Source organism: Pectobacterium artocarpous, assembly GCF_046159765.1.
Taxonomy (GTDB): domain Bacteria; phylum Pseudomonadota; class Gammaproteobacteria; order Enterobacterales; family Enterobacteriaceae; genus Pectobacterium.
This window is the reverse complement of the sequence record NZ_JBJXVK010000006.1, coordinates 171,610-190,871: the sequence shown is the minus strand read 5'-3', so window position 1 is coordinate 190,871 and position 19,262 is coordinate 171,610. Positions and strand designations below refer to the sequence as shown.

The 19,262-nt window shown below is 51.5% G+C and carries 22 protein-coding genes and 1 riboswitch; of the genes, 4 read left to right on the top strand and 18 right to left on the bottom strand.

Annotation, left to right across the window (positions count from 1 at the left end; translation table 11 throughout):
* Window position 1: 1 nt before the first annotated feature.
* Complete coding sequence (locus ACKQAD_RS05995; RefSeq protein ID WP_409159306.1) at window positions 2-379, bottom strand: ArsC family reductase; 378 nt, start codon at window positions 377-379, stop codon at window positions 2-4.
* Window positions 380-611: 232 nt separating this feature from the next.
* Between ACKQAD_RS05995 and ypfM the strand changes: the two genes are divergently transcribed.
* Window positions 612-671, top strand: coding sequence for a protein YpfM (ypfM, locus tag ACKQAD_RS05990; RefSeq protein WP_137739554.1), 60 nt, complete (start codon window positions 612-614; stop codon window positions 669-671).
* Window positions 672-835: 164 nt separating this feature from the next.
* Here ypfM and ACKQAD_RS05985 read toward each other — a convergent pair whose 3' ends face one another.
* Window positions 836-1,546: an aspartate/glutamate racemase family protein gene (locus tag ACKQAD_RS05985; protein ID WP_409159305.1), complete on the bottom strand. Its 711-nt coding sequence runs from the start codon at window positions 1,544-1,546 to the stop codon at window positions 836-838.
* A gap of 219 nt (window positions 1,547-1,765) precedes the next feature.
* Between ACKQAD_RS05985 and cspE the strand changes: the two genes are divergently transcribed.
* Window positions 1,766-1,975 carry a transcription antiterminator/RNA stability regulator CspE gene (gene cspE, locus ACKQAD_RS05980; RefSeq protein WP_005976270.1) on the top strand — a complete coding sequence of 70 codons (210 nt, stop codon included), beginning with the start codon at window positions 1,766-1,768 and terminating at the stop codon, window positions 1,973-1,975.
* An 82-nt stretch (window positions 1,976-2,057) separates the two neighbouring features.
* Here the strand turns inward: cspE and crcB are convergent, their stop codons facing one another.
* Complete coding sequence (gene crcB / locus ACKQAD_RS05975; protein WP_409159304.1) at window positions 2,058-2,441, bottom strand: fluoride efflux transporter CrcB; 384 nt, start codon at window positions 2,439-2,441, stop codon at window positions 2,058-2,060.
* 85 nt (window positions 2,442-2,526) lie between these two features.
* A riboswitch (Fluoride riboswitch) is annotated at window positions 2,527-2,632 on the bottom strand.
* Window positions 2,633-2,863: 231 nt separating this feature from the next.
* Here crcB and tatA point away from each other — a divergent pair.
* Window positions 2,864-3,061, top strand: coding sequence for a Sec-independent protein translocase subunit TatA (tatA, locus tag ACKQAD_RS05970; RefSeq protein WP_409159303.1), 198 nt, complete (start codon window positions 2,864-2,866; stop codon window positions 3,059-3,061).
* Between the two features lie 82 nt (window positions 3,062-3,143).
* Here the strand turns inward: tatA and lipA are convergent, their stop codons facing one another.
* The 13 genes from lipA to leuS form a co-directional block, all read right to left on the bottom strand.
* Window positions 3,144-4,109: a lipoyl synthase gene (lipA, locus tag ACKQAD_RS05965; protein ID WP_225087311.1), complete on the bottom strand. Its 966-nt coding sequence runs from the start codon at window positions 4,107-4,109 to the stop codon at window positions 3,144-3,146.
* Between the two features lie 227 nt (window positions 4,110-4,336).
* The gene (lipB, locus tag ACKQAD_RS05960; RefSeq protein ID WP_409159302.1) at window positions 4,337-5,020 is read right to left on the bottom strand and encodes a lipoyl(octanoyl) transferase LipB; all 684 of its coding nucleotides are present in this window, start codon (window positions 5,018-5,020) and stop codon (window positions 4,337-4,339) included.
* 212 nt (window positions 5,021-5,232) lie between these two features.
* Window positions 5,233-5,496: a DUF493 family protein YbeD gene (ybeD, locus tag ACKQAD_RS05955; protein WP_005976281.1), complete on the bottom strand. Its 264-nt coding sequence runs from the start codon at window positions 5,494-5,496 to the stop codon at window positions 5,233-5,235.
* 156 nt (window positions 5,497-5,652) lie between these two features.
* A complete protein-coding gene (dacA, locus tag ACKQAD_RS05950) occupies window positions 5,653-6,864 on the bottom strand; it encodes a D-alanyl-D-alanine carboxypeptidase DacA (RefSeq protein ID WP_409159301.1) in 1,212 nt (403 codons plus the stop codon).
* Between the two features lie 166 nt (window positions 6,865-7,030).
* A complete protein-coding gene (gene rlpA / locus ACKQAD_RS05945; protein ID WP_409159300.1) occupies window positions 7,031-8,134 on the bottom strand; it encodes an endolytic peptidoglycan transglycosylase RlpA in 1,104 nt (367 codons plus the stop codon).
* Between the two features lie 13 nt (window positions 8,135-8,147).
* A complete protein-coding gene (mrdB, locus tag ACKQAD_RS05940) occupies window positions 8,148-9,260 on the bottom strand; it encodes a peptidoglycan glycosyltransferase MrdB (protein ID WP_409159299.1) in 1,113 nt (370 codons plus the stop codon).
* Between the two features lie 9 nt (window positions 9,261-9,269).
* Entirely contained in the window at window positions 9,270-11,174 is a 1,905-nt protein-coding gene (mrdA, locus tag ACKQAD_RS05935; protein WP_409159298.1) for a peptidoglycan DD-transpeptidase MrdA, read from the bottom strand.
* Window positions 11,175-11,207: 33 nt separating this feature from the next.
* The gene (rlmH, locus tag ACKQAD_RS05930) at window positions 11,208-11,678 is read right to left on the bottom strand and encodes a 23S rRNA (pseudouridine(1915)-N(3))-methyltransferase RlmH (RefSeq protein WP_015730925.1); all 471 of its coding nucleotides are present in this window, start codon (window positions 11,676-11,678) and stop codon (window positions 11,208-11,210) included.
* A gap of 1 nt (window position 11,679) precedes the next feature.
* Window positions 11,680-11,997, bottom strand: coding sequence for a ribosome silencing factor (gene rsfS / locus ACKQAD_RS05925; RefSeq protein ID WP_409159297.1), 318 nt, complete (start codon window positions 11,995-11,997; stop codon window positions 11,680-11,682).
* A gap of 194 nt (window positions 11,998-12,191) precedes the next feature.
* On the bottom strand, window positions 12,192-12,881 hold the full coding sequence (nadD, locus tag ACKQAD_RS05920; RefSeq protein WP_409159296.1) for a nicotinate-nucleotide adenylyltransferase: 690 nt from the start codon (window positions 12,879-12,881) through the stop codon (window positions 12,192-12,194).
* Window positions 12,848-13,873 (bottom strand): DNA polymerase III subunit delta, encoded by a 1,026-nt coding sequence (gene holA / locus ACKQAD_RS05915; protein ID WP_409159295.1) that lies wholly within the window; start codon window positions 13,871-13,873, stop codon window positions 12,848-12,850. The genes nadD and holA overlap by 34 nt, the downstream gene beginning before the upstream one ends.
* Entirely contained in the window at window positions 13,870-14,424 is a 555-nt protein-coding gene (gene lptE / locus ACKQAD_RS05910; RefSeq protein ID WP_409159294.1) for an LPS assembly lipoprotein LptE, read from the bottom strand. Before lptE ends, holA begins: the two co-directional genes overlap by 4 nt.
* Window positions 14,425-14,438: 14 nt before the next feature.
* A complete protein-coding gene (gene leuS / locus ACKQAD_RS05905; RefSeq protein ID WP_409159293.1) occupies window positions 14,439-17,021 on the bottom strand; it encodes a leucine--tRNA ligase in 2,583 nt (860 codons plus the stop codon).
* A gap of 309 nt (window positions 17,022-17,330) precedes the next feature.
* Here leuS and ACKQAD_RS05900 point away from each other — a divergent pair, with 309 nt between their 5' ends.
* Window positions 17,331-17,813, top strand: coding sequence for a zinc ribbon-containing protein (locus ACKQAD_RS05900; RefSeq protein WP_010298779.1), 483 nt, complete (start codon window positions 17,331-17,333; stop codon window positions 17,811-17,813).
* Between the two features lie 49 nt (window positions 17,814-17,862).
* On the opposite strand, the gene ACKQAD_RS05895 is transcribed toward ACKQAD_RS05900, so the two are convergent.
* Together ACKQAD_RS05895 and gltK are read right to left on the bottom strand one after the other, a co-directional pair.
* The gene (locus tag ACKQAD_RS05895) at window positions 17,863-18,588 is read right to left on the bottom strand and encodes an amino acid ABC transporter ATP-binding protein (RefSeq protein WP_409159292.1); all 726 of its coding nucleotides are present in this window, start codon (window positions 18,586-18,588) and stop codon (window positions 17,863-17,865) included.
* Entirely contained in the window at window positions 18,588-19,262 is a 675-nt protein-coding gene (gene gltK, locus ACKQAD_RS05890; protein ID WP_409159291.1) for a glutamate/aspartate ABC transporter permease GltK, read from the bottom strand. Before gltK ends, ACKQAD_RS05895 begins: the two co-directional genes overlap by 1 nt.

Below are 19,262 nucleotides of genomic sequence, written 5' to 3'. Positions count from 1 at the left end.
GTTATTGGTTCTCCGCAATAAATTTTTGGTAGCTGTCGATACTAAATCCAAGCAGCGCATTACCGTTATCGGCAATCAGCAACGGCCGTTTAATCACCGCCGGCTGTTCCAGCATCAGGCTTTTAGCGGCCTCTGCGCTGTCGTGAGTATCGCTGTTGATTAATTCACGCAGTTCCTCACTGAGCTTACGCCAGGTTGTTCCGCGTGTATTGAGTAAGGCCTGAAACCCCAGTTGGTCGGTAAAACGCTGTAGCTGCTGTTCATCCAGACCGTCGGCACGGTAATCATGGAAGCGATACGCCACCTGTTGATCTTCCAGCCAGCGGCGCGCTTTCTTTATGGTGTCACAGTTTTTGATGCCGTACATGGTTAGCGCCATAGGGGTAAAATCCTTTCTGCTTATTGGGTTGCATGACGATCGCTGTTATGGACAGCACGGCTCGACGGGGCCTAATCGTACGATAGCCCAGCATGCCGAAAAAAGGTGAGGAGATCTACTGTGAACGGTGTAGCAGAAATAGGTGGTAGTACACTTTTATACTTTCATAATACTTTTACCTGATTAAAACGTGTGCATATAATGCATCGTCGTTAATCACCAAGAGGTTCGCATGGTAGAAGTAGAAGTGAGTACTTGGAAAGATTTTATTGAAGCAATGTTACGTAAATAATAACGAGAAGTACTGTTAGTCATTGCATGCCAGGAATAAAATCATACGAATAAGCAGTATTGAGTCGCTCAATACTGCTTTTTTCTATGTTAAAAGGGGAAACCTGAGTAAATAAAAGAGGGTATTACTCAGCTTGCAAGTGAATTTCATTTTATTCAATTAATTCATATGTATGGGAGGTTAAGCGCAAATTTCGCAGCGGCAATCGCGTGAAGCTTGCTGGTGTCAAAAAGAGGAACTGACGCATCTTGAGCACTGACTAATAGCGGGATTTCCGTACAGCCCAGAATGATGCCTTCCGCGCCTTGTTGTTCAAGTTGCTGAATAATTTCCCGATAGGCTTGCCGCGATGTGTCGTTAATGTTCCCCAGACACAGTTCGTCGTAAATGATGCGATTAACGACTTTTTTCCCCGCATTATCGGGAACCATCACCTCCACGCCAAATCGTTCCTGAATGCGTTGGCGATAGAAATCCTGCTCCATGGTGTAGCGGGTCCCCAGTAAACCAACTTTCTTTAATCCGTGCTGTTTCAGGCTGGTACCGGTGGCATCGGCAATGTGCAAAAGAGGAAGCTTGCAGGCATGTTCAACGTCATCGGCCACTTTATGCATGGTGTTGGTACAGATGACGATAGCATCCGCTCCCGCCTGACGTAATCCCACCGCGATATCGCCGAGTGCGGTAGCGGCCTGTTCCCAATCACCTTGTGCCTGCAACCGTTCGATCTCGTGGAAATCGACGCTGTGCAGGATGATTTTGGCGGAGTGCAGGCCGCCAAGTTGGCCTTTCACATACTCGTTGATCATGCGGTAATACGGGATGGTGGATTCCCAACTCATTCCCCCGATCAGACCCAGCGTTTTGCTTATCATGATGCCTTCCTTCGATATCATAAAAAGTGATGAATTGGCCAGAACCGAGCTCTCTGCGTTCTGCATCGGGTTATAATAGGGGGAGCAAGGTCGTCCGGTATACATTTTTAGCGATTTTTATCACTTTTTATCCAACTTCAACTGGACAAAAGGCCAATCTATTGTTGTACTGTACCTGACACAGATTTTGTGTCTTTCATTCATGTAAAGGTAAGTTTGATGTCTAAGATTAAAGGTAGTGTTAAGTGGTTTAATGAGTCCAAAGGCTTCGGTTTCATTACTCCTGAAGATGGTAGCAAAGATGTGTTCGTACACTTCTCTGCCATCCAGAGCAATGGTTTCAAAACTCTGGCTGAAGGTCAGCGTGTAGAGTTCGAAATCACTGACGGTGCCAAAGGTCCTTCTGCTGCTAACGTTAACGCTATTTAATTATACCGATTTCGTGAAAAACCCGCCTAACGGCGGGTTTTTTTTACTTTAATTTCCACGTGCTATCATTTTTCACGAGATATCAGTGTGTTGTCACCCACGTGACCAGAGTAAACGCCAGCGCAGTCATCAGTAACGACCCCGCCAGATTCAACAGTACGTGCAATCCCGCCGCGGCCAGCTGTCCACTTTGCAGAAACATGACAACCTCTGCGGAAAAGGTAGAAAACGTCGTTAAGCCGCCGCATAGCCCGGTGGTAATCAACATTTTCCAGTCCTGATCGAGATGGGGATGGCGCAGGAAGAAAGCGAGTGCGCCGCCAATCACAAAGGCGCCAATCAAGTTGGCAAGTAAGGTGCCCAGCGGCAGCGTTGGATACAGATGATTAAACTTCATTCCGAGCTGCCAGCGTGCCACGCTGCCGACTCCGCCACCAATAAATACCGCGAGTAATGTACTAAACATAGAAACCTTTCCTGGATTATTTGTGCTTAGGGCGTTTTTGCAATCTCGAAGAGTATCGTGCAGGACGCTACGCCCTCTCTGCGAGGTGGACGTAGACATCATTAGCCAAGTGGCGGTTGTACCCTGTGGTTCAGTCTGCCAGTGTTTTTACTGGTATTAGGGTAGGGAGGAATGTCATCTCCGCTTTGGAATGAAAAGTTTACGTCGTCGGACGGTTTTTTTGTAGTGATGCCGAGGGAAAAGTTGTAAAGCAATCTGAATGCGTGTGAAAGCGCTTTTTCCGCGTCTTACTTTGTTACAGATGGCGATGGTATCGTGTTACGTAAGGTTTTACATAGAAGGCACAGGATAAAAAGCATTGCTTCGACAAGAATAGTCTCGTTTGCTGGCGTCTCCAGCCTCTGTAAATCAGGTAGGTTTGTATGGAAGGTATCAGTATTGCCAAACTGTTGGTGATTGGCGCATTAATCATCCTGCTGTTCGGTACGAATAAACTTCGTAGCTTAGGCGGTGATTTGGGGGCGGCGATTAAAGGCTTCAAAAAGGCGATGAATGACGATCAACCCGCGAGGGCGGATGATACGACTGCGCTGCATGATTCATCTCGTAAAGAATCCTGATTGCCCCTCACACAGCAAAACGGACGGCTATTGCCGTCCGTTTTTTATCCCACATAAAAAATGTGTAAAAAACTATGTGCGCTTATTTTACTTCGATTCCCTTTGCCTGTAGGTCGGCATGGTAGGACGAGCGAACAAACGGGCCGCAGGCAGCATGAGTAAAGCCCATCGCCATCGCTTCGGCTTTCATCTCATCAAATTCATCCGGGCTGACGTAACGCTGTACTGGCAGGTGATGGCGGCTAGGCTGTAAATATTGTCCCAGCGTCAGCATCGTCACCCCGTGGCGGCGCAGGTCGCGCATGACTTCCACGATTTCCGCATTGGTTTCCCCTAATCCAACCATCAGGCCAGATTTGGTCGGAATATCCGGGTGCGCGTTTTTGAAGTTCTCCAGCAGCTTCAGTGACCACTCATAGTTCGCGCCAGGGCGAACCTGACGATAAACGCGCGGTACGTTTTCCAGATTGTGGTTGAACACATCCGGCGGCGTGGCGGTCAGGATCTCTAACGCGCGATCCATACGACCGCGGAAGTCTGGCACCAGCGTTTCGATGCGGATATTCGGGTTCTTGCGACGGATAGCGCTAATACAGTCTGCAAAGTGCTGAGCGCCGCCATCGCGCAGGTCATCACGGTCAACCGAGGTGATGACCACATAGCGCAAGCCCATGTCATGGATGGTCTGTGCCAGTTTTTCGGGCTCATTAGCATCCGGCGTAAGCGGGCGGCCGTGGGCAACGTCACAGAACGGGCAGCGACGCGTACAGATGGCGCCCAGAATCATGAAAGTCGCGGTGCCGTGGTTAAAACACTCTGCCAGATTCGGACAGGACGCTTCTTCGCAAACTGAGTGCAACCCGTTTTTGCGCATGGCTGCTTTGATTCCCTGAATACGGCTCGAATCTGCCGGAAGTTTAATCTTCATCCATTCAGGTTTGCGCAGAATCTCTTGGCGTTCGGTAACGACGGTACGTACCGGGATTAGCGCCATCTTATCGGCATCGCGGTATTTGACGCCGCGTTCGATCTGAATCGGTTTACTCATTTTTGCGTAAGTTCCAGTTCTGAATCGTTTCTTTAAATTTGTTATCCAAATTCAAAGGATTATGTTTTTGATTAAACTTTTTTTTAAAAAACTCTAAAAATTATATCATCTTGCCAAACCACAATCAGCTTTTGCGCGATCAAAATGAATAAATTATGTGAATAAAATGTAATTTATCGAGATAGTTTCGCCTAACTGGTTGATTCTAATAGACAGGATGAAACACGTTAACCAGGAAGCGGCTCGCCCTGTACGTCCAGATTCCACGGAATAAACTCGGGTGCGGAATAGCCAACTCGCTGTAAAAAGGTGTTCACCAGTACGGGGACGGTGTCATCCAATGTGACGCCCGGCACCAGATCGCTGATTTGCGTCATTTCCATACCGGCGTAACCACACGGGTTGATACGTAGGAAAGGAGAGAGATCCATCGCGATATTGAGCGCCAGTCCGTGGAATGAGCAGCCTTTGCGAATGCGCAGTCCCAGCGAACAGATTTTACGCTCACCCACATAGACGCCGGGCGCATCAGGGCGCGCATGGGCTTCGATCTGGAAATGTACCAATGTACCAATCACAGTATCTTCTATCGCGGTCACAAGCTGGCGAACGCCGAGCTTGCGACGCTTCAGATCAATCAACACGTACATGACCTGCTGACCGGGGCCGTGATAGGTCACCTGACCGCCTCTGTCGCTCTGAATCACGGGAATGTCACCGGGCATGAGGACATGCTCAGCTTTGCCCGCCTGACCCTGCGTGAATACGCGAGGATGCTGAACCAGCCAGAGTTCGTCTGGGGTATTCTCATCACGTCGGTCGGTAAAATTATGCATCGCCAGAGAGACGGGTTCATACGGCTGTACGTCAAATTGGCGTACGATGATCTTATCCTGTAGCAAGCGTGTCATCTTCAGGTTAAGGAAAGGTGGGAGGATTATAACGGTGGGAGGCCTCAGCGAACAGCATTATGCAAATTATATGGTGCAAAACGTAGGTGGCACCAAACCATGCACGATAAAATTATGTATCACAAAACTATGCTGCTCGCCAATTTTCCTGCTCGTTTTTCTTACTGGCGTCTGTGCCTTACAGAGCTATCCGTTTTATAGAGCTGTTTGTTTTATAAAACCATGCGCACGATATCGATGTTGCCCAGCTCTTCGTACAGCGTTTCCACCTGTTCAATGTGTGTCGCCGTGATGGTGATGGAAACGGAGTGATAATTTCCTTTGCTGCTCGGTTTGATCTGCGGCGTGTAGTCGCCTGGCGCATGACGTTGTACCACTTCAACGACCAGATCGACCAGCTCTGGTTTTGCCTCACCCATGACCTTGTAGGTAAAAACACAGGGAAACTCAAGCAGTTCGTTTAATTTGGTTTTCATTTGCGCTCCAGAAAAGGGAATACATCGGCGTAATGCCGACTGTATTAGCCACGATATAACGACATTATACTAAATACTAAAAAATATAACTCCCGCGTGTGCGGGAGTTATGGGATGCTGTCTATATGGGGGCATTTTAGCCCCAGACAAGGGGGATTAGCCGAACCAGTGGTGGAACATCAGTTTGATGTAGTCGATCATGCGGCCAAAAATTCCGCCTTCTTTCACTTCACTCATGACCACCAGCGGGCGCTGGTCGATGGTTTTGCCATCCAGTTGGAAGTTGATGGAACCCACAACCTGATTTTTCGCTAACGGTGCGTGCAGTTCCGTGTTATCCAGAACATAGCTGGCTTTCAGGTCTTTCATACGGCCACGTGGAATGGTCAGATAGGCATCTTTCTCAACGCCCAAAGCCACGCGGTCGCTGTCGCCAAACCAGACGGGTTCGGAAGCGAATTCTTTGCCTGCTTTCAACGGCGCGACGGTTTCAAAGAAGCGGAAGCCCCAGGTTAGCAGTTTTTTACTTTCTGATTCGCGTCCTTTGGCATTACGTCCACCCAATACCGCCGAAATCAGGCGCATCTGACCTTCTGTTGCCGAGGCGACAAGGTTAAAGCCGGCTGATGAGGTATGGCCTGTTTTGATGCCGTCAACATTCAGGCTGGAATCCCACAGCAAGCCGTTACGGTTAGGCTGGCGAATGTTGTTGAACGTGAATTCTTTCTCTTTATAAGTCGCGTACTCTTCTGGAACATCGCGAATCAGCGCTTGGCCGATTAGAGCCATATCACGTGCGGAACTGAACTGGCCGGGCGCATCCAGACCGTGCACGGTTTCAAAATTGGTATTTTGCAGCCCCAGCGCCTTCACGTAACCGTTCATCAGGTTGACAAAAGCATCCTGGCTGCCGGCAACATAGTCGGCCATGGCGACGCAGGCATCGTTACCGGATTGCAGGATAATACCGCGGTTTAATTGGGAAACAGGAACACGGTCTCCTGGCTTCAGGAACATCAGGGAAGAGCCCTGGAAAGTGGGGTTGCCGGTTGCCCAGGCATCTTTACCGACGGTAACGATGTCGTTCGGGCTGATTTTTCCTGATTTAATGGCCTGACCAATCACGTAGCTGGTCATCATTTTCGTTAAGCTGGCCGGATCGCGGCGCGTGTCGGCATTCATTTCCGCCAACACTTTCCCAGAGTTGTAATCAATCAGGATGTAGGATTCAGCATCGATTTGCGGGACACCGGGGATCATCGTTTTAAGATTGATATCCTCGGCGTAGGCAAAGGAAGAGGCGCTAATGGCGAGCAGTGCGCCAAGCGCAGTACGTTTAGTAAAACGAGACGTGTTTACAGTATTCATGATTGGAACAACAACATCCGTGGGTATGAGTTAAAAAACGAGCCACACTATAGCAGATGGCAAATAGGCAGGCATCAGACATTACGTTACGTGATTTTGCAAAAGGGCGGTATGTTCAATGCCATAGCCGCCGTTTTCGCTGCGTGAGTCTGCCGATTATCCGTTACTAGAGGGTACTGGGTGCGGCGGTAATAAACGACTGCTGCTGAGCTTCGACTGACAAACGTTGTTGAAGTTCAGCAGCTTGCTGACGATTCTGGAATGGCCCCAGTTGGATGCGGTACAGCCCGCCGCTCGCGGTGACGTTTCCAGACACGCGGAAACGTTCGCTCAGGCTGCGCTGCCAGGTTTGCGCACGCTGCTGATCGCTCAGCGCACCGACCTGAACCACATAGCGACCCGTAGCAGACTGTGTCGTTGCGGCGGGCGCGGCAACGGCAGCCGCTGGCGCGACGCTCAGTGGCGCTGTGGATGAGGACAGTGTTGTCGCTGGCGTCACGCTGGACTCAACCACGCCAGCGCGCAGTACGGAAGGCGCTCCCAAAAAACCACCGCTGCTTTGCGGCTGCGCACCTTCTGCTGGCACACTCAGGTTGCTATTACTGATTGGGCGAACGGCGTTGTTCGGCATTGGCGACGTGGTTTCCATCATTGGCGTACCCAGCCCGCTGGCGGCGAAGCTTGGGCGTTCCGGCAGGGCGAAGCTTTGCTTGGCGACGATAGTGCCCACAGTTCCAGGGCCGGAGAGTGTGCCGTCTGGTGCGACGTTGATGAAGTCCACTTTCACTTTGGTATTGTTCGAGATGTTCAGCCGATCGCCTGCGGCTTTCGACAGATCGATAATTCTGCCCGGCGTATACGGCCCGCGATCGTTCACACGCACAACCAGACGGCGACCATTGCTCAGGTTAGTGACGCGGACATAGCTCGGCAGCGGCAGCGTCGGATGGGCGGCGGTTATCGCGTTAGGATCAAACGTTTCGCCGATTGACGTGCGGTTACCGCTGGCTTCTTCGCCGTACCAGGTGGCTAAGCCGGTCTCACTAAAGTTTTGCGGTTCTTTGATAATTTTATAGGTCTTGCCTTTTATAGTGTAGTTTTGCAGCGTCCCCTGATTGTAGGGTTCGTAACGCGGTTCCGCACCGCCGATTTCTTCGACGGGGCCGCTATAAACCTGAGTAACGGGCGGTGCTGGCTGCCGCTGCTCCGTTGTGGTACAAGCAGCAAGCGCCAGAGTTGCTACGCCGATCCAAAGCCAATCCTTACGCATTGCTCACCTCGTGTTATAAATTCTTGGATAGCAGTTTGCGGTGAGTATGTATCGACATGACGATACCGAACCCCGCCATTAAGACGACCAGCGCCGATCCGCCGTAGCTGATTAGCGGTAGCGGCACGCCAACAACGGGAAGTATACCGCTGACCATCCCGATATTGACGAAAACATAGAAAAACAGAATCAGCATCAGCCCGCCGACCATCACCCGACCGAACGAGGTTTGTGCGTTAGCAGCAATGACCAGACCGCGCATGATCATGAACAGATACATCGTGAGCAGAATCAAAACGCCGATTAAGCCAAGCTCTTCTGACAACACGGCAAAAATAAAGTCGGTGTGGCGTTCCGGTAGAAACTCTAACTGAGACTGTGTACCGTGTAGCCAACCTTTTCCTGACAGGCCACCAGAGCCTATCGCAATTTTCGACTGAATAATATGGTATCCGGCGCCAAGCGGATCGCTTTCTGGATCGAGCAGCATCATAACTCTGGCGCGCTGATAATCATGCATCAGGAAAAACCAGAGTATAGGAATAAAAGCGGCGAGTAGCAGGACGGCGATACCAATCAAGCGCCAGCTCATGCCGGCGAGGAAAAGCACAAACAGCCCTGATAACGCGACCAGAATTGAGGTGCCTAAATCCGGCTGTGCGGCAACCAACAGCGTAGGGACAAAAATCAGCACCAGCGCGATTGCCGTATTTTTTAGCGACGGAGGGCACATATCACGGTTGATGAAACGGGCAACCATTAGCGGTACGGCGATCTTGGCAATTTCCGACGGCTGGAAACGGATAAAGCCTAGATCCAGCCAACGCTGTGCGCCTTTACTAATCTGCCCGAAAATATCCACGATAAGCAGTAAAATCACGCAAAAGACGTAGAGATAAGGGGCCCAGCCCTCATACACGCGCGGAGGAATTTGCGCCATCACGATCATCACCGTAAACCCCAGCACGATTTGAACGACTTTTCGCTCCATCATACCGATGTCTTGCCCGCTGGCGCTCCATAAGACAAATAGGCTATAGCCCAGCAGCGCCAGGATGCAGAGAAGAAACGGGAGATCGATATGGATTTTCGCCCAGAACGATCCCTTTTGTTGGCTATCGGTCATGACTGTCTGTTACTCACTCTCGCTACCCGGTGGCGCAGGGGGCGCACTGGGTAAATCAGTATTGTTATCACCCAGCAGGATATGATCAAGGATCTGGCGGGTGATAGTGCCGACGGTTGGGCCTGCGCCGCCGTTTTCCAGAATGATCGATACCGCGACTTTAGGATTTTTGTACGGAGCAAAGGCGACCATTAATTTATGGTCACGCAGATGTTCTGCGATCTTATGCGCATTATAGGTTTCGTTTTCTTTCAGGCCGAAGACCTGCGCCGTACCGGATTTTGCCGCAATTTTATAAGGCGCATCATCGAAACTTTTGTGTGCGGTGCCGTTAGCACGGTTAGCCACACCATACATACCGTCTTTCGCCACTTCCCAGTAGCCAGAATGGATATCGCCGATTTGCTGATTCTCTGTTTGTCGGTAAGGTACAATAACGCCATTTTCACGCGAACTATAAAGCAGATGCGGCGTTTTAACCTGACCATCGTTAATGAGCGTGACCAGCGCCTTGTTCATCTGGATCGGTGTTGCCGTCCAGTAGCCTTGGCCGATCCCGACAGGAATGGTGTCGCCCTGATACCAGGGTTTTTTGAACTGTCTGAGCTTCCACTCACGGGTTGGCATGTTACCTCTACTTTCTTCTGAGATATCAATACCGGTTTTTTGACCGTACCCGAATTTGTTCATCCATTCTGACAGGCGATCGATACCCATGTCATAAGCAACCTGATAGAAGAAAGTATCCGCAGACTCTTCCAGAGATTTGGTGAGATTCAGGCGACCATGTCCCCATTTTTTCCAGTCGCGGAAGCGTTTTTCAGAACCGGGTAATTGCCACCAGCCGGGATCAAACAGGCTGGTGTTGGTCGTAATCACGCCAGCCGTCAGGGCGGAAACCGCGATATAGGGTTTCACGGTGGAAGCCGGGGGATACACGCCTTGTGTTGCGCGGTTGATCAACGGACGATTGGGATCATTACGCAACAGATTATAAGCTTTGGTGGAAATGCCATCGACAAAGAGGTTGGGGTCGTAGCTGGGGGTGGAAACCATCGCCAGAATACCGCCATCGCGTGGGTCAGTGACAATGACTGCGGCTCGACTGCCTTCGAGTAATTTTTCGATGTAGATTTGCAGGCTTAGATCCAACGTCAGATAAATATCGCGTCCGGCCTGCGGTGGCTGTTCGTGGAGCTGACGGATCACGCGGCCTCGGTTGTTAACTTCAACTTCCTCATAGCCGGGTTTGCCGTGCAGTAAATCTTCGTAATGGCGCTCGATACCCAGCTTACCGATGTCATGCGTAGCGGCATAATCGGCAATTTTTTCTTCTTTGGTCAGCCGCTCCACGTCTTTATCGTTGATTTTGGAAACGTAGCCGGTGACGTGTGTCAGTGCAGAACCATAGGGATAATAGCGGCGCTGGTAGCCTTTAATTTCAACGCCGGGGAAGCGATATTGGTTGACAGCAAAACGGGCTACCTGAATCTCGTTGAGCCCGGTTTTCACCGGAATCGAGGTAAAGCGGCGTGAGCGCTTACGCTCTTTTTCAAAACTTTCCAGATCGTCATCGGTGAGATCGACGACGGGACGCAGTGCTTCCAACGTCTCTTTAAGATTGTCGACTTTGTCGGGGACGAGTTCTAACTGGTAGATAGTGCGGTTTAACGCCAGCGGGGTACCGTTGCGGTCATAGATGATGCCGCGACTGGGCGCGATAGGAACCAGCTTAATACGGTTTTCGTTAGAGCGCGTGCGATAGTCATCAACACGCACAATTTGCAGATGATAAAGGTTAGCGACTAATACACCGGAAAGCAGCAAAATGCCCAGAAAGGCAACCAAAGCACGGCGCACGAACAGAGCGGACTCAGCCGTATAATCTCGAAAGGGTTTACGTTCTACTTTCATCCAACGTTATTTCACAGGTTTCATCGTACCGCCTTACTCCCGATGGTAAGGGTGATTAGTCGTAATGCTCCATGCACGATACAGGCTCTCCGCGACCAGTACACGGACGAGCGGATGCGGCAGCGTTAATGGCGAGAGTGACCAGCTTTGCTCCGCCGCGGCTTTGCATTCTGGCGCAAGACCTTCTGGCCCACCAATCAGCAGGCTGACGTCGCGCCCGTCCTGTTTCCAGCGTTCCAACTGTTGCGCCAATTGCGGCGTCTCCCAGCGAGTACCAGGAATATCCAGCGTCACAATACGGTTGCCTTTGCCCACCGCCGCTAGCATCTGTTCGCCTTCGCGCTCCAGAATACGTTTGATGTCCGCATTTTTGCCTCGTTTCCCTGCCGGAATCTCGAGTAACTCGAAAGGCATATCTTTCGGGAAGCGCCGCAGATAATCGGTGAAACCAGTCTGCACCCAGTCGGGCATTTTGGTGCCAACGGCGACCAGTTGCAGTTTCATGCTAGCCCCACAATTTTTCCAATTCGTACAGTTGGCGACTTTCTTCTTGCATGACGTGAACCATCACGTCACCTAAATCGACAACAACCCAGTCAGCGGCGCTTTCGCCTTCGACACCGAGTGGGATCAGACCTGCGGCACGTGAAGACTGCACGACGTGATCGGCAATAGATGCTACATGGCGCGTGGAGGTTCCCGTACAGATAACCATGTAATCGGTAATGCTGGATTTACCCTGCACGTTGAGTGCAACGATATCCTGGGCTTTTAAGTCATCGACCTTATTAATAACGAAATCTTGGAGTGCTTGGCCTTGCAAAGGTTCCCCCTCAATGGCGTTCTGTCTGTAACTGACAGATGCGTGTGGCGCTGAATTGTTTAGGAAAAACGTGAATCACCGAGCAATTGCCGAGAATTTTCGCTTTTTCCGGTGATTGAAACCAGCCGCGGAGTATATCACGCACTTTTAACGAGTGGTATAAAGCCCATGGTGGATAGGGAGGAAAAGCGATGTTATTGGTACAGGCCGTTTTCGTTGATATAACGGAGCACGGCAGGCGGTAATAAATCGTGACAGCCGAGACCTTGCTGCCGACGTTGGCGAATATCCGTGGCGGAAATGGTGACCAGCGGTGTGTCTGCCAAAAAAATCCGTCCATGCGGCTGCTGATGAAGGTCGTCTGGTGTGCACGTCAGATAATTGTCCAGCCACTGTTGTAATTCAGGCGTTTCCAGCGTCGAGCGATAGCCGGGGCGCGCGCATACCAGCAAATGACAGACGCCGAGTAGATCCTGCCAGCGGTGCCAATGGTGTAGCGTCAGCAGCGAATCCTGCCCGATGATAAAGCCCAGCGGTGCATTACGGCCTTTTTCAGCCCGCAGCGCCTCCAGCGTATCGATGGTGTAGGACGGTGTTTGCCGTTGCAGTTCACGATCGTCCACGGTAAATAGCGGATTGCCTTCCACAGCCAACTCCGCCATATGAAAACGCTGCCGGGAGCTGGCTTCGGGCTGTTGCCGATGCGGCGGAACGTTATTGGGCATTAGGACAACCTGAGTTAGCCCCACGAGATTCGCCAGTGCTGTCACCGGCTGAAGATGACCGTAATGAATCGGATCGAACGTGCCGCCAAAAAATGCGGTCAGCGATAGCGTAGCGGGGGACTTATTCAGATGAATGCCTCCGGTAATGCTTTGCCACACAGCAGCATGGCAAGGGATTCAAGTTCAGCCCAAACGGGCTGACCGTAGTCTTGCTTTAGCGTTATTTCCACCTGCGCCAGTAATCGCACAGCCTGCTGTAGTTGTTGAAGAGAAAGCCGCTGTAATGCCTGCGTGAGCAGGTCACGCCGGTTTTGCCACACCTTTTGCTGATCGAATAAGGTACGCAGCGGCGTGTCTGACATGCGCCGTTTCAGCGCTAGAAGCTGTAGCAGTTCACGCTGTAGCGTGCGCAGTAAAATGACCGGTTCGCAATCTTCCTGTTTTAACTGCTGCAAAATGTGCCAGGCGCGTTTGCCTTTGCCTGCCAGCAGCGCATCGAGCCAATGAAACGGCGTGAAGTGAGCGGCATCATTAACGGCGCTTTCCACGCGTGGCAGAGTCAGCTTACCATCGGGGTAAAGCAGGGCCAGACGTTCTAATGCCTGAGACAGTGCGAGAAGATTGCCTTCATAACAATAGCAAATGAGCTGCGTAGCCTGTTCATCCAGCGTCAACTTCATGGATTTGGCACGCTGGGCGACCCAGCGGGGAAGCTGTGCCTGTTCCGGCGTCAGGCAATTGATATAGACGCTGTCTTGTGCGATCGCCTTGAACCAGGCGCTGTTTTCCTGCGCTTTAGTCAGCTTATGACCGCGCAGAATCAGCAAAATATCGGGGTGCAATAATCCAGAGAGCTTAACCAGGTTTTCGCTCATCGCGGCATTTGGTCCGTTTTCTGGCAAGACTAGTAAGAGTGATTGGCGTGAGGCAAACAGGCTGAGCGCCTGACAGGTGCTGAAAATCGCATCCCAGTCGGTATGCGGATCCAGGATGAAACTGAAATGCTCGCTGAATTCGTGCTGTTGAGCGACCCGCTTGATGCTGTCGAGGCTTTCCTGTAACAGCAGCGGGTCAGCACCAAAAACCAAATAACAACCGCGCAGCCCCTCGTGGAGTTGCGCGGTGAGTTGTTCGGGGTAAAGCCGAATCATGAACGCGTGGCGGCAGTAGTGGAATCGGTGGACTGCAACCGATTTTTGACTTCCCGACTACCGTTGATGGTCAGCAATTTACGCACCAACTGCTGGGCAGCCTGCTCACGCATTTCCTGACGAACGATGTCCTGTTCGGCATCTTTCGCCAGTGCAGCCAGTGGGTTATCAAAGAACGTGCGGAACACCGTCACGCTGAGCGGATAAATGTCTTCACCCGGCATTAGCACCTGTGCCTGCAACGTCAGCACCATCTGGTACTCCGCCGTTTTACCGTCCTGAAAAATAGAAACGGTATCGCGCGTTTCGCTTGAGCCCAGTACCCGAAGAGACGGGATATCCTGGCGCGTCGCATCGTCAACGATTTTCACATCGCTGAGGCGGAGCTGCTCGCGTACCGCACGCGTGAGCGGGCCATAAGGGTCACTACTGTCGAGCACCAGTGTTTGTAACTGCGCAGGCACTTGTGTCGTGCCGCGCAGGTGAAAACCGCAGCCAGCGGTGATTAACACCGCCAGCCCCAGCAACAGCGTGAATAGACGATGTCGCACAGTTCCTCCTTGCCTTAACCTACAACTAGGTTAAGCAGTTTGCCAGGGACATAAATCACTTTGCGAACCGTGACGCCGTCCAGATATTTCGCGACCAGCGGTTCCTGAGCAGCGCGTTCGCGAACCTGTTCTTCGCTCGCGTCTGCGGCAACGGTAATTTTACCACGTACTTTACCGTTAACCTGCACGACAACCAGCTTGGAATCTTCAACCATCGCGCTCTCATCTGCAACCGGCCATGGGGCGGTGTCGATGTCGCCTTCGCCTTGCAGAGCCTGCCACAGCGTGAAGCAGACGTGCGGCGTGAACGGATAGAGTATACGAACAACGGCCAGCAGCGTTTCTTGCGTCAGCGCACGATCCTGATCACTGTCCTGAGGCGCTTTTGCCAGCTTGTTCATTAGTTCCATGATGGCGGCGATCGCGGTGTTGAAGGTCTGACGGCGGCCGATATCATCGGTCACTTTCGCGATCGTTTTGTGCAGATCGCGGCGCAGTGATTTCTGATCTTCGGTCAGCGTCGCGACATCCAGCGCCGTTACCGCACCTTTCTCAGTGTGCTCAAAGGCTTGTCTCCAGACGCGTTTCAGGAAGCGGTTCGCACCTTCTACACCGGATTCCTGCCATTCCAGCGTCATTTCTGCCGGAGACGCAAACATCATGAACAGACGCACGGTATCTGCACCGTATTTCTCTACCATGACCTGTGGGTCAATGCCGTTGTTTTTAGACTTCGACATTTTGCTCATGCCCGCGTAGACCACGTCACGGCCTTCATTATCCACAGCTTTAACGATGCGGCCTTTTTCATCACGCTCAACGGTGACGTCGGTAGGCGAAACCCAGACGCGTTCGCCATTATTGCCCAGATAATAGAAGGCATCGGCCAGCACCATGCCCTGACACAGCAGGCGTTTGGCGGGTTCGTCAGACGTCACCAGACCCGCGTCGCGCATCAGCTTGTGGAAGAAGCGGAAATACATCAGGTGCATGATGGCGTGTTCGATACCGCCAACGTATTGATCAACAGGCAGCCAGTAGTTGGCGGCGGCCGGATCCAGCATTCCCTGATCGTACTGCGGGCAGGTGTAGCGCGCGTAGTACCAGGAAGATTCCATAAAGGTGTCGAATGTGTCAGTTTCACGCAGTGCAGTCTGACCATTAACGGTAGTTTTCGCCCATTCCGGGTTAGACTTCAGCGGGCTGGTGATGCCATCCATCACGACATCTTCCGGCAGAATCACCGGCAGTTGATCTTCTGGCGTAGGGATAACGGTACCGTCTTCCAGTGTTACCATCGGAATTGGCGCGCCCCAGTAACGCTGGCGGGAGACCCCCCAATCGCGCAGGCGATAGTTGACTTTGCGCTCGCCAATGCCTTTCTCTACCAGTTTGTCGGCAATGGCATTGAAAGCGGCGTCGAAATCCAGACCGTCGAATTCGCCGGAGTTGAACAGGTTGCCTTTTTCCGTCATTGCTTCAGCAGACAGGTCGGGCTCGCTGCCGTCAGCGTTCAGGATGACTGGCTTAATGGACAAGTCATATTTAGTGGCGAATTCCCAGTCGCGCTGGTCGTGACCCGGAACGGCCATCACCGCACCTGTGCCGTATTCCATCAGGACGAAGTTAGCGACCCAGATAGCGACTTTCTCACCGTTCAGCGGGTGAATGGCATACAGGCCAGTGGCCATGCCTTTTTTCTCCATCGTCGCCATATCAGCTTCGGCGACTTTGGTATTACGGCATTCTGCAATGAAATCGGCCAGCGCTGGGTTGGCTGCGGCAGCTTGTGCAGCGAGAGGGTGACCAGCGGCAACGGCAACGTAGGTCACGCCCATGAACGTATCTGGACGCGTGGTATAGACCGTCAGTTTCTCTGCGCTGTCCGCCACGTCAAAGGTGATTTCCACACCTTCGGAACGACCAATCCAGTTACGCTGCATGGTTTTGACCTGCTCAGGCCAGCTTTCCAGCGTATCCAAATCGTTCAGCAACTGGTCTGCATAAGCGGTGATTTTGATAAACCACTGCGGAATCTCTTTGCGCTCAACCTTGGTATCGCAGCGCCAGCAGCAGCCGTCAATAACCTGTTCGTTCGCCAGTACGGTTTGGTCGTTCGGGCACCAGTTAACGGCGGAGGTTTTTTTATAAACCAGGCCTTTCTCGTACAGTTTGGTGAAGAACCACTGTTCCCAGCGATAGTAGTCTGGTTTACAGGTCGCGACTTCGCGATCCCAGTCATAGCCAAAGCCCAGCAGTTTGAGCTGGTTTTTCATGTAGTCGATGTTGGCATATGTCCAGGGGGCAGGCGCGGTGTTGTTTTTAACCGCTGCGCCTTCTGCCGGCAGACCAAAGGCATCCCAACCGATCGGTTGCAGAACGTTTTTTCCCAGCATGCGCTGATAGCGGGAGATCACGTCGCCGATGGTGTAGTTACGGACGTGGCCCATATGTAGTCGGCCAGAAGGGTAAGGCAGCATGGAAAGGCAATAGTATTTTTCCTTGCCGGGCTGTTCGGTGACTTTAAATGTCTGCTTCTCTTGCCAGTGAAGCTGGACGTCCGCTTCTATCTCTTCTGGGCGGTATTGCTCTTGCATGGCTGCCAGGGGTCCTGTTTAGTGAAGAATCGCTACGTGAGTAGCCTGTTCTGATTCATAACAAAAGATCCGCATAGCATAGCCGTAAGCGACGCGAGCAACAACACCCAGCGCCCGACTGAGGAATATTTCTGATTTGTGAGCGATAGACTGCGAGCTGTTGCGCAAATTAGCGACAATTCGCCAGAAGAATGGCAAAAATAATCTAAAATAGAGAGAGATAGGCAACGTAGCGGTTTTTGGCCTAGTGTGCCAGACGGCGAATATGCGTTCTTTATCACCCTTCGACCCGCTTATTCAGGAGGAAGCATGAATAAACTAGCCCGCTATTACCGCGAGTTAATGGCTTCAGTGACGGCTCGGCTGAACAACGGTGAACGCGATCTCGACAGTCTGGTGCTGAGCGCTCGTAAAACCTTGCAGGAAAGCTCGGAGCTGACGCAGAAAGAAATAGAGCAGGTGATTCAGGCCGTTCAGCGCGATCTGGAAGAGTTTGCCCGCAGCTATAACGAAAGTCAGGATGAGTTTACCGATAGCGTGTTTATGCGAGTCATCAAGGAAAGCCTGTGGCAGGAACTGGCTGATATTACGGATAAAACACAGCTAGAGTGGCGCGAGATCTTTAAAGATGTGAATCATCACGGGGTGTACCACAGCGGTGAAGTCGTCGGGCTAGGCAATCTGGTATGCGAGAACTGCCATCATCATATTGCGTTCTACACGCCGGAGGTTTTGCCACTCTGTCCGAAATGCTCGCATGATCTGTTCCACCGCCAGCCATTTCAGCCGTAGAGCTGTTGGGGATGAATAAGCGTGCCTTGCGGCACGCTTTATCTGAGAATTAATGCAGGATTTTCGCCAGGAAGTCTTTCGCGCGTTCGGACTGTGGGTTATTGAAGAAATCATCCTTACGGGTGTCTTCAACGATTTTGCCCTCATCCATAAAGATCACGCGGTGCGCTACTTTACGTGCAAAGCCCATTTCATGGGTGACGACCATCATGGTCATGCCTTCCTGTGCCAATTCAACCATAACGTCCAGCACTTCATTGATCATTTCTGGATCGAGTGCAGATGTCGGTTCGTCAAATAACATGGCGATAGGGTCCATACATAATGCACGAGCGATGGCTACACGCTGTTGCTGACCGCCGGAAAGCTGTCCGGGGTACTTGTTGGCGTGTGCTGCCAGCCCAACGCGTTCCAGTAGCTTCTGTGCTTTCACTTTGGCGTCTTCACGCTTACGTTTTAGCACTTTTACTTGTGCGAGTGTCAGGTTCTCGATAATCGACAGATGTGGGAACAGCTCAAAGTGTTGGAATACCATCCCGACTTTGGAACGCAACTGAGCCAGATTGGTTTTCTTATCATTAACGACAATACCGTTGACGGTAATCTCACCTTTTTGGATGGGTTCCAGACCGTTCACGGTTTTGATCAGGGTTGATTTACCAGAGCCAGAAGGCCCACAGACGACCACGACTTCACCTTTTTTTACTTCTGTGGAGCAGTCGGTTAGTACCTGAAATTGGCCGTACCATTTAGAAACATTTTTCAGGGAAATCATCAAACCGTCCTTTTTTTCAGGTAACTGACCAGCATTGAGGCTGTAATGCTGAAGAGAAAATAAATGAATCCGGCAAATAGGATCATTTCAACTTGTGTTCCGTCACGCTCGCCGATGGTTGAGGCGGTACGGAAGAAATCAGCGAGGCTGAGCACGTAAACCAGTGAGGTATCCTGAAACAGGACAATCCCTTGCGTTAGCAGTAATGGTACCATCGCGCGGAATGCTTGCGGCAGAATAACCAGCTTCATGGATTGCCACTGTGTCATTCCTAATGCGAGTGCAGCGGAGGATTGGCCGCGCGATATACTGAGGATACCCGCACGAATAATTTCAGAATAATAGGCTGCCTCGAACAGCGAGAAGGCTACCATAGCTGAAATCAGTCGAATATCGGTTTTCGGTGATAGCCCAAGCACATTTTGTAATAAGCTAGGAACCACCAGATAGAACCACAGCAGCACCATGACCAGTGGAACGGAACGGAACAGGTTTACATACAGTTTGGCGAACCAACTGATGGGCGTGATCGTCGACAGACGCATCACCGCCAGAATCGTCCCCCAGACTATCCCGAACACCACCGCCGTCAGCGTAATTTTGAGTGTGACGACCATTCCTTGAATCAGGTACGGCATGCTTGGCCCAATTGAGCTCCAGTCAAATTCATACAT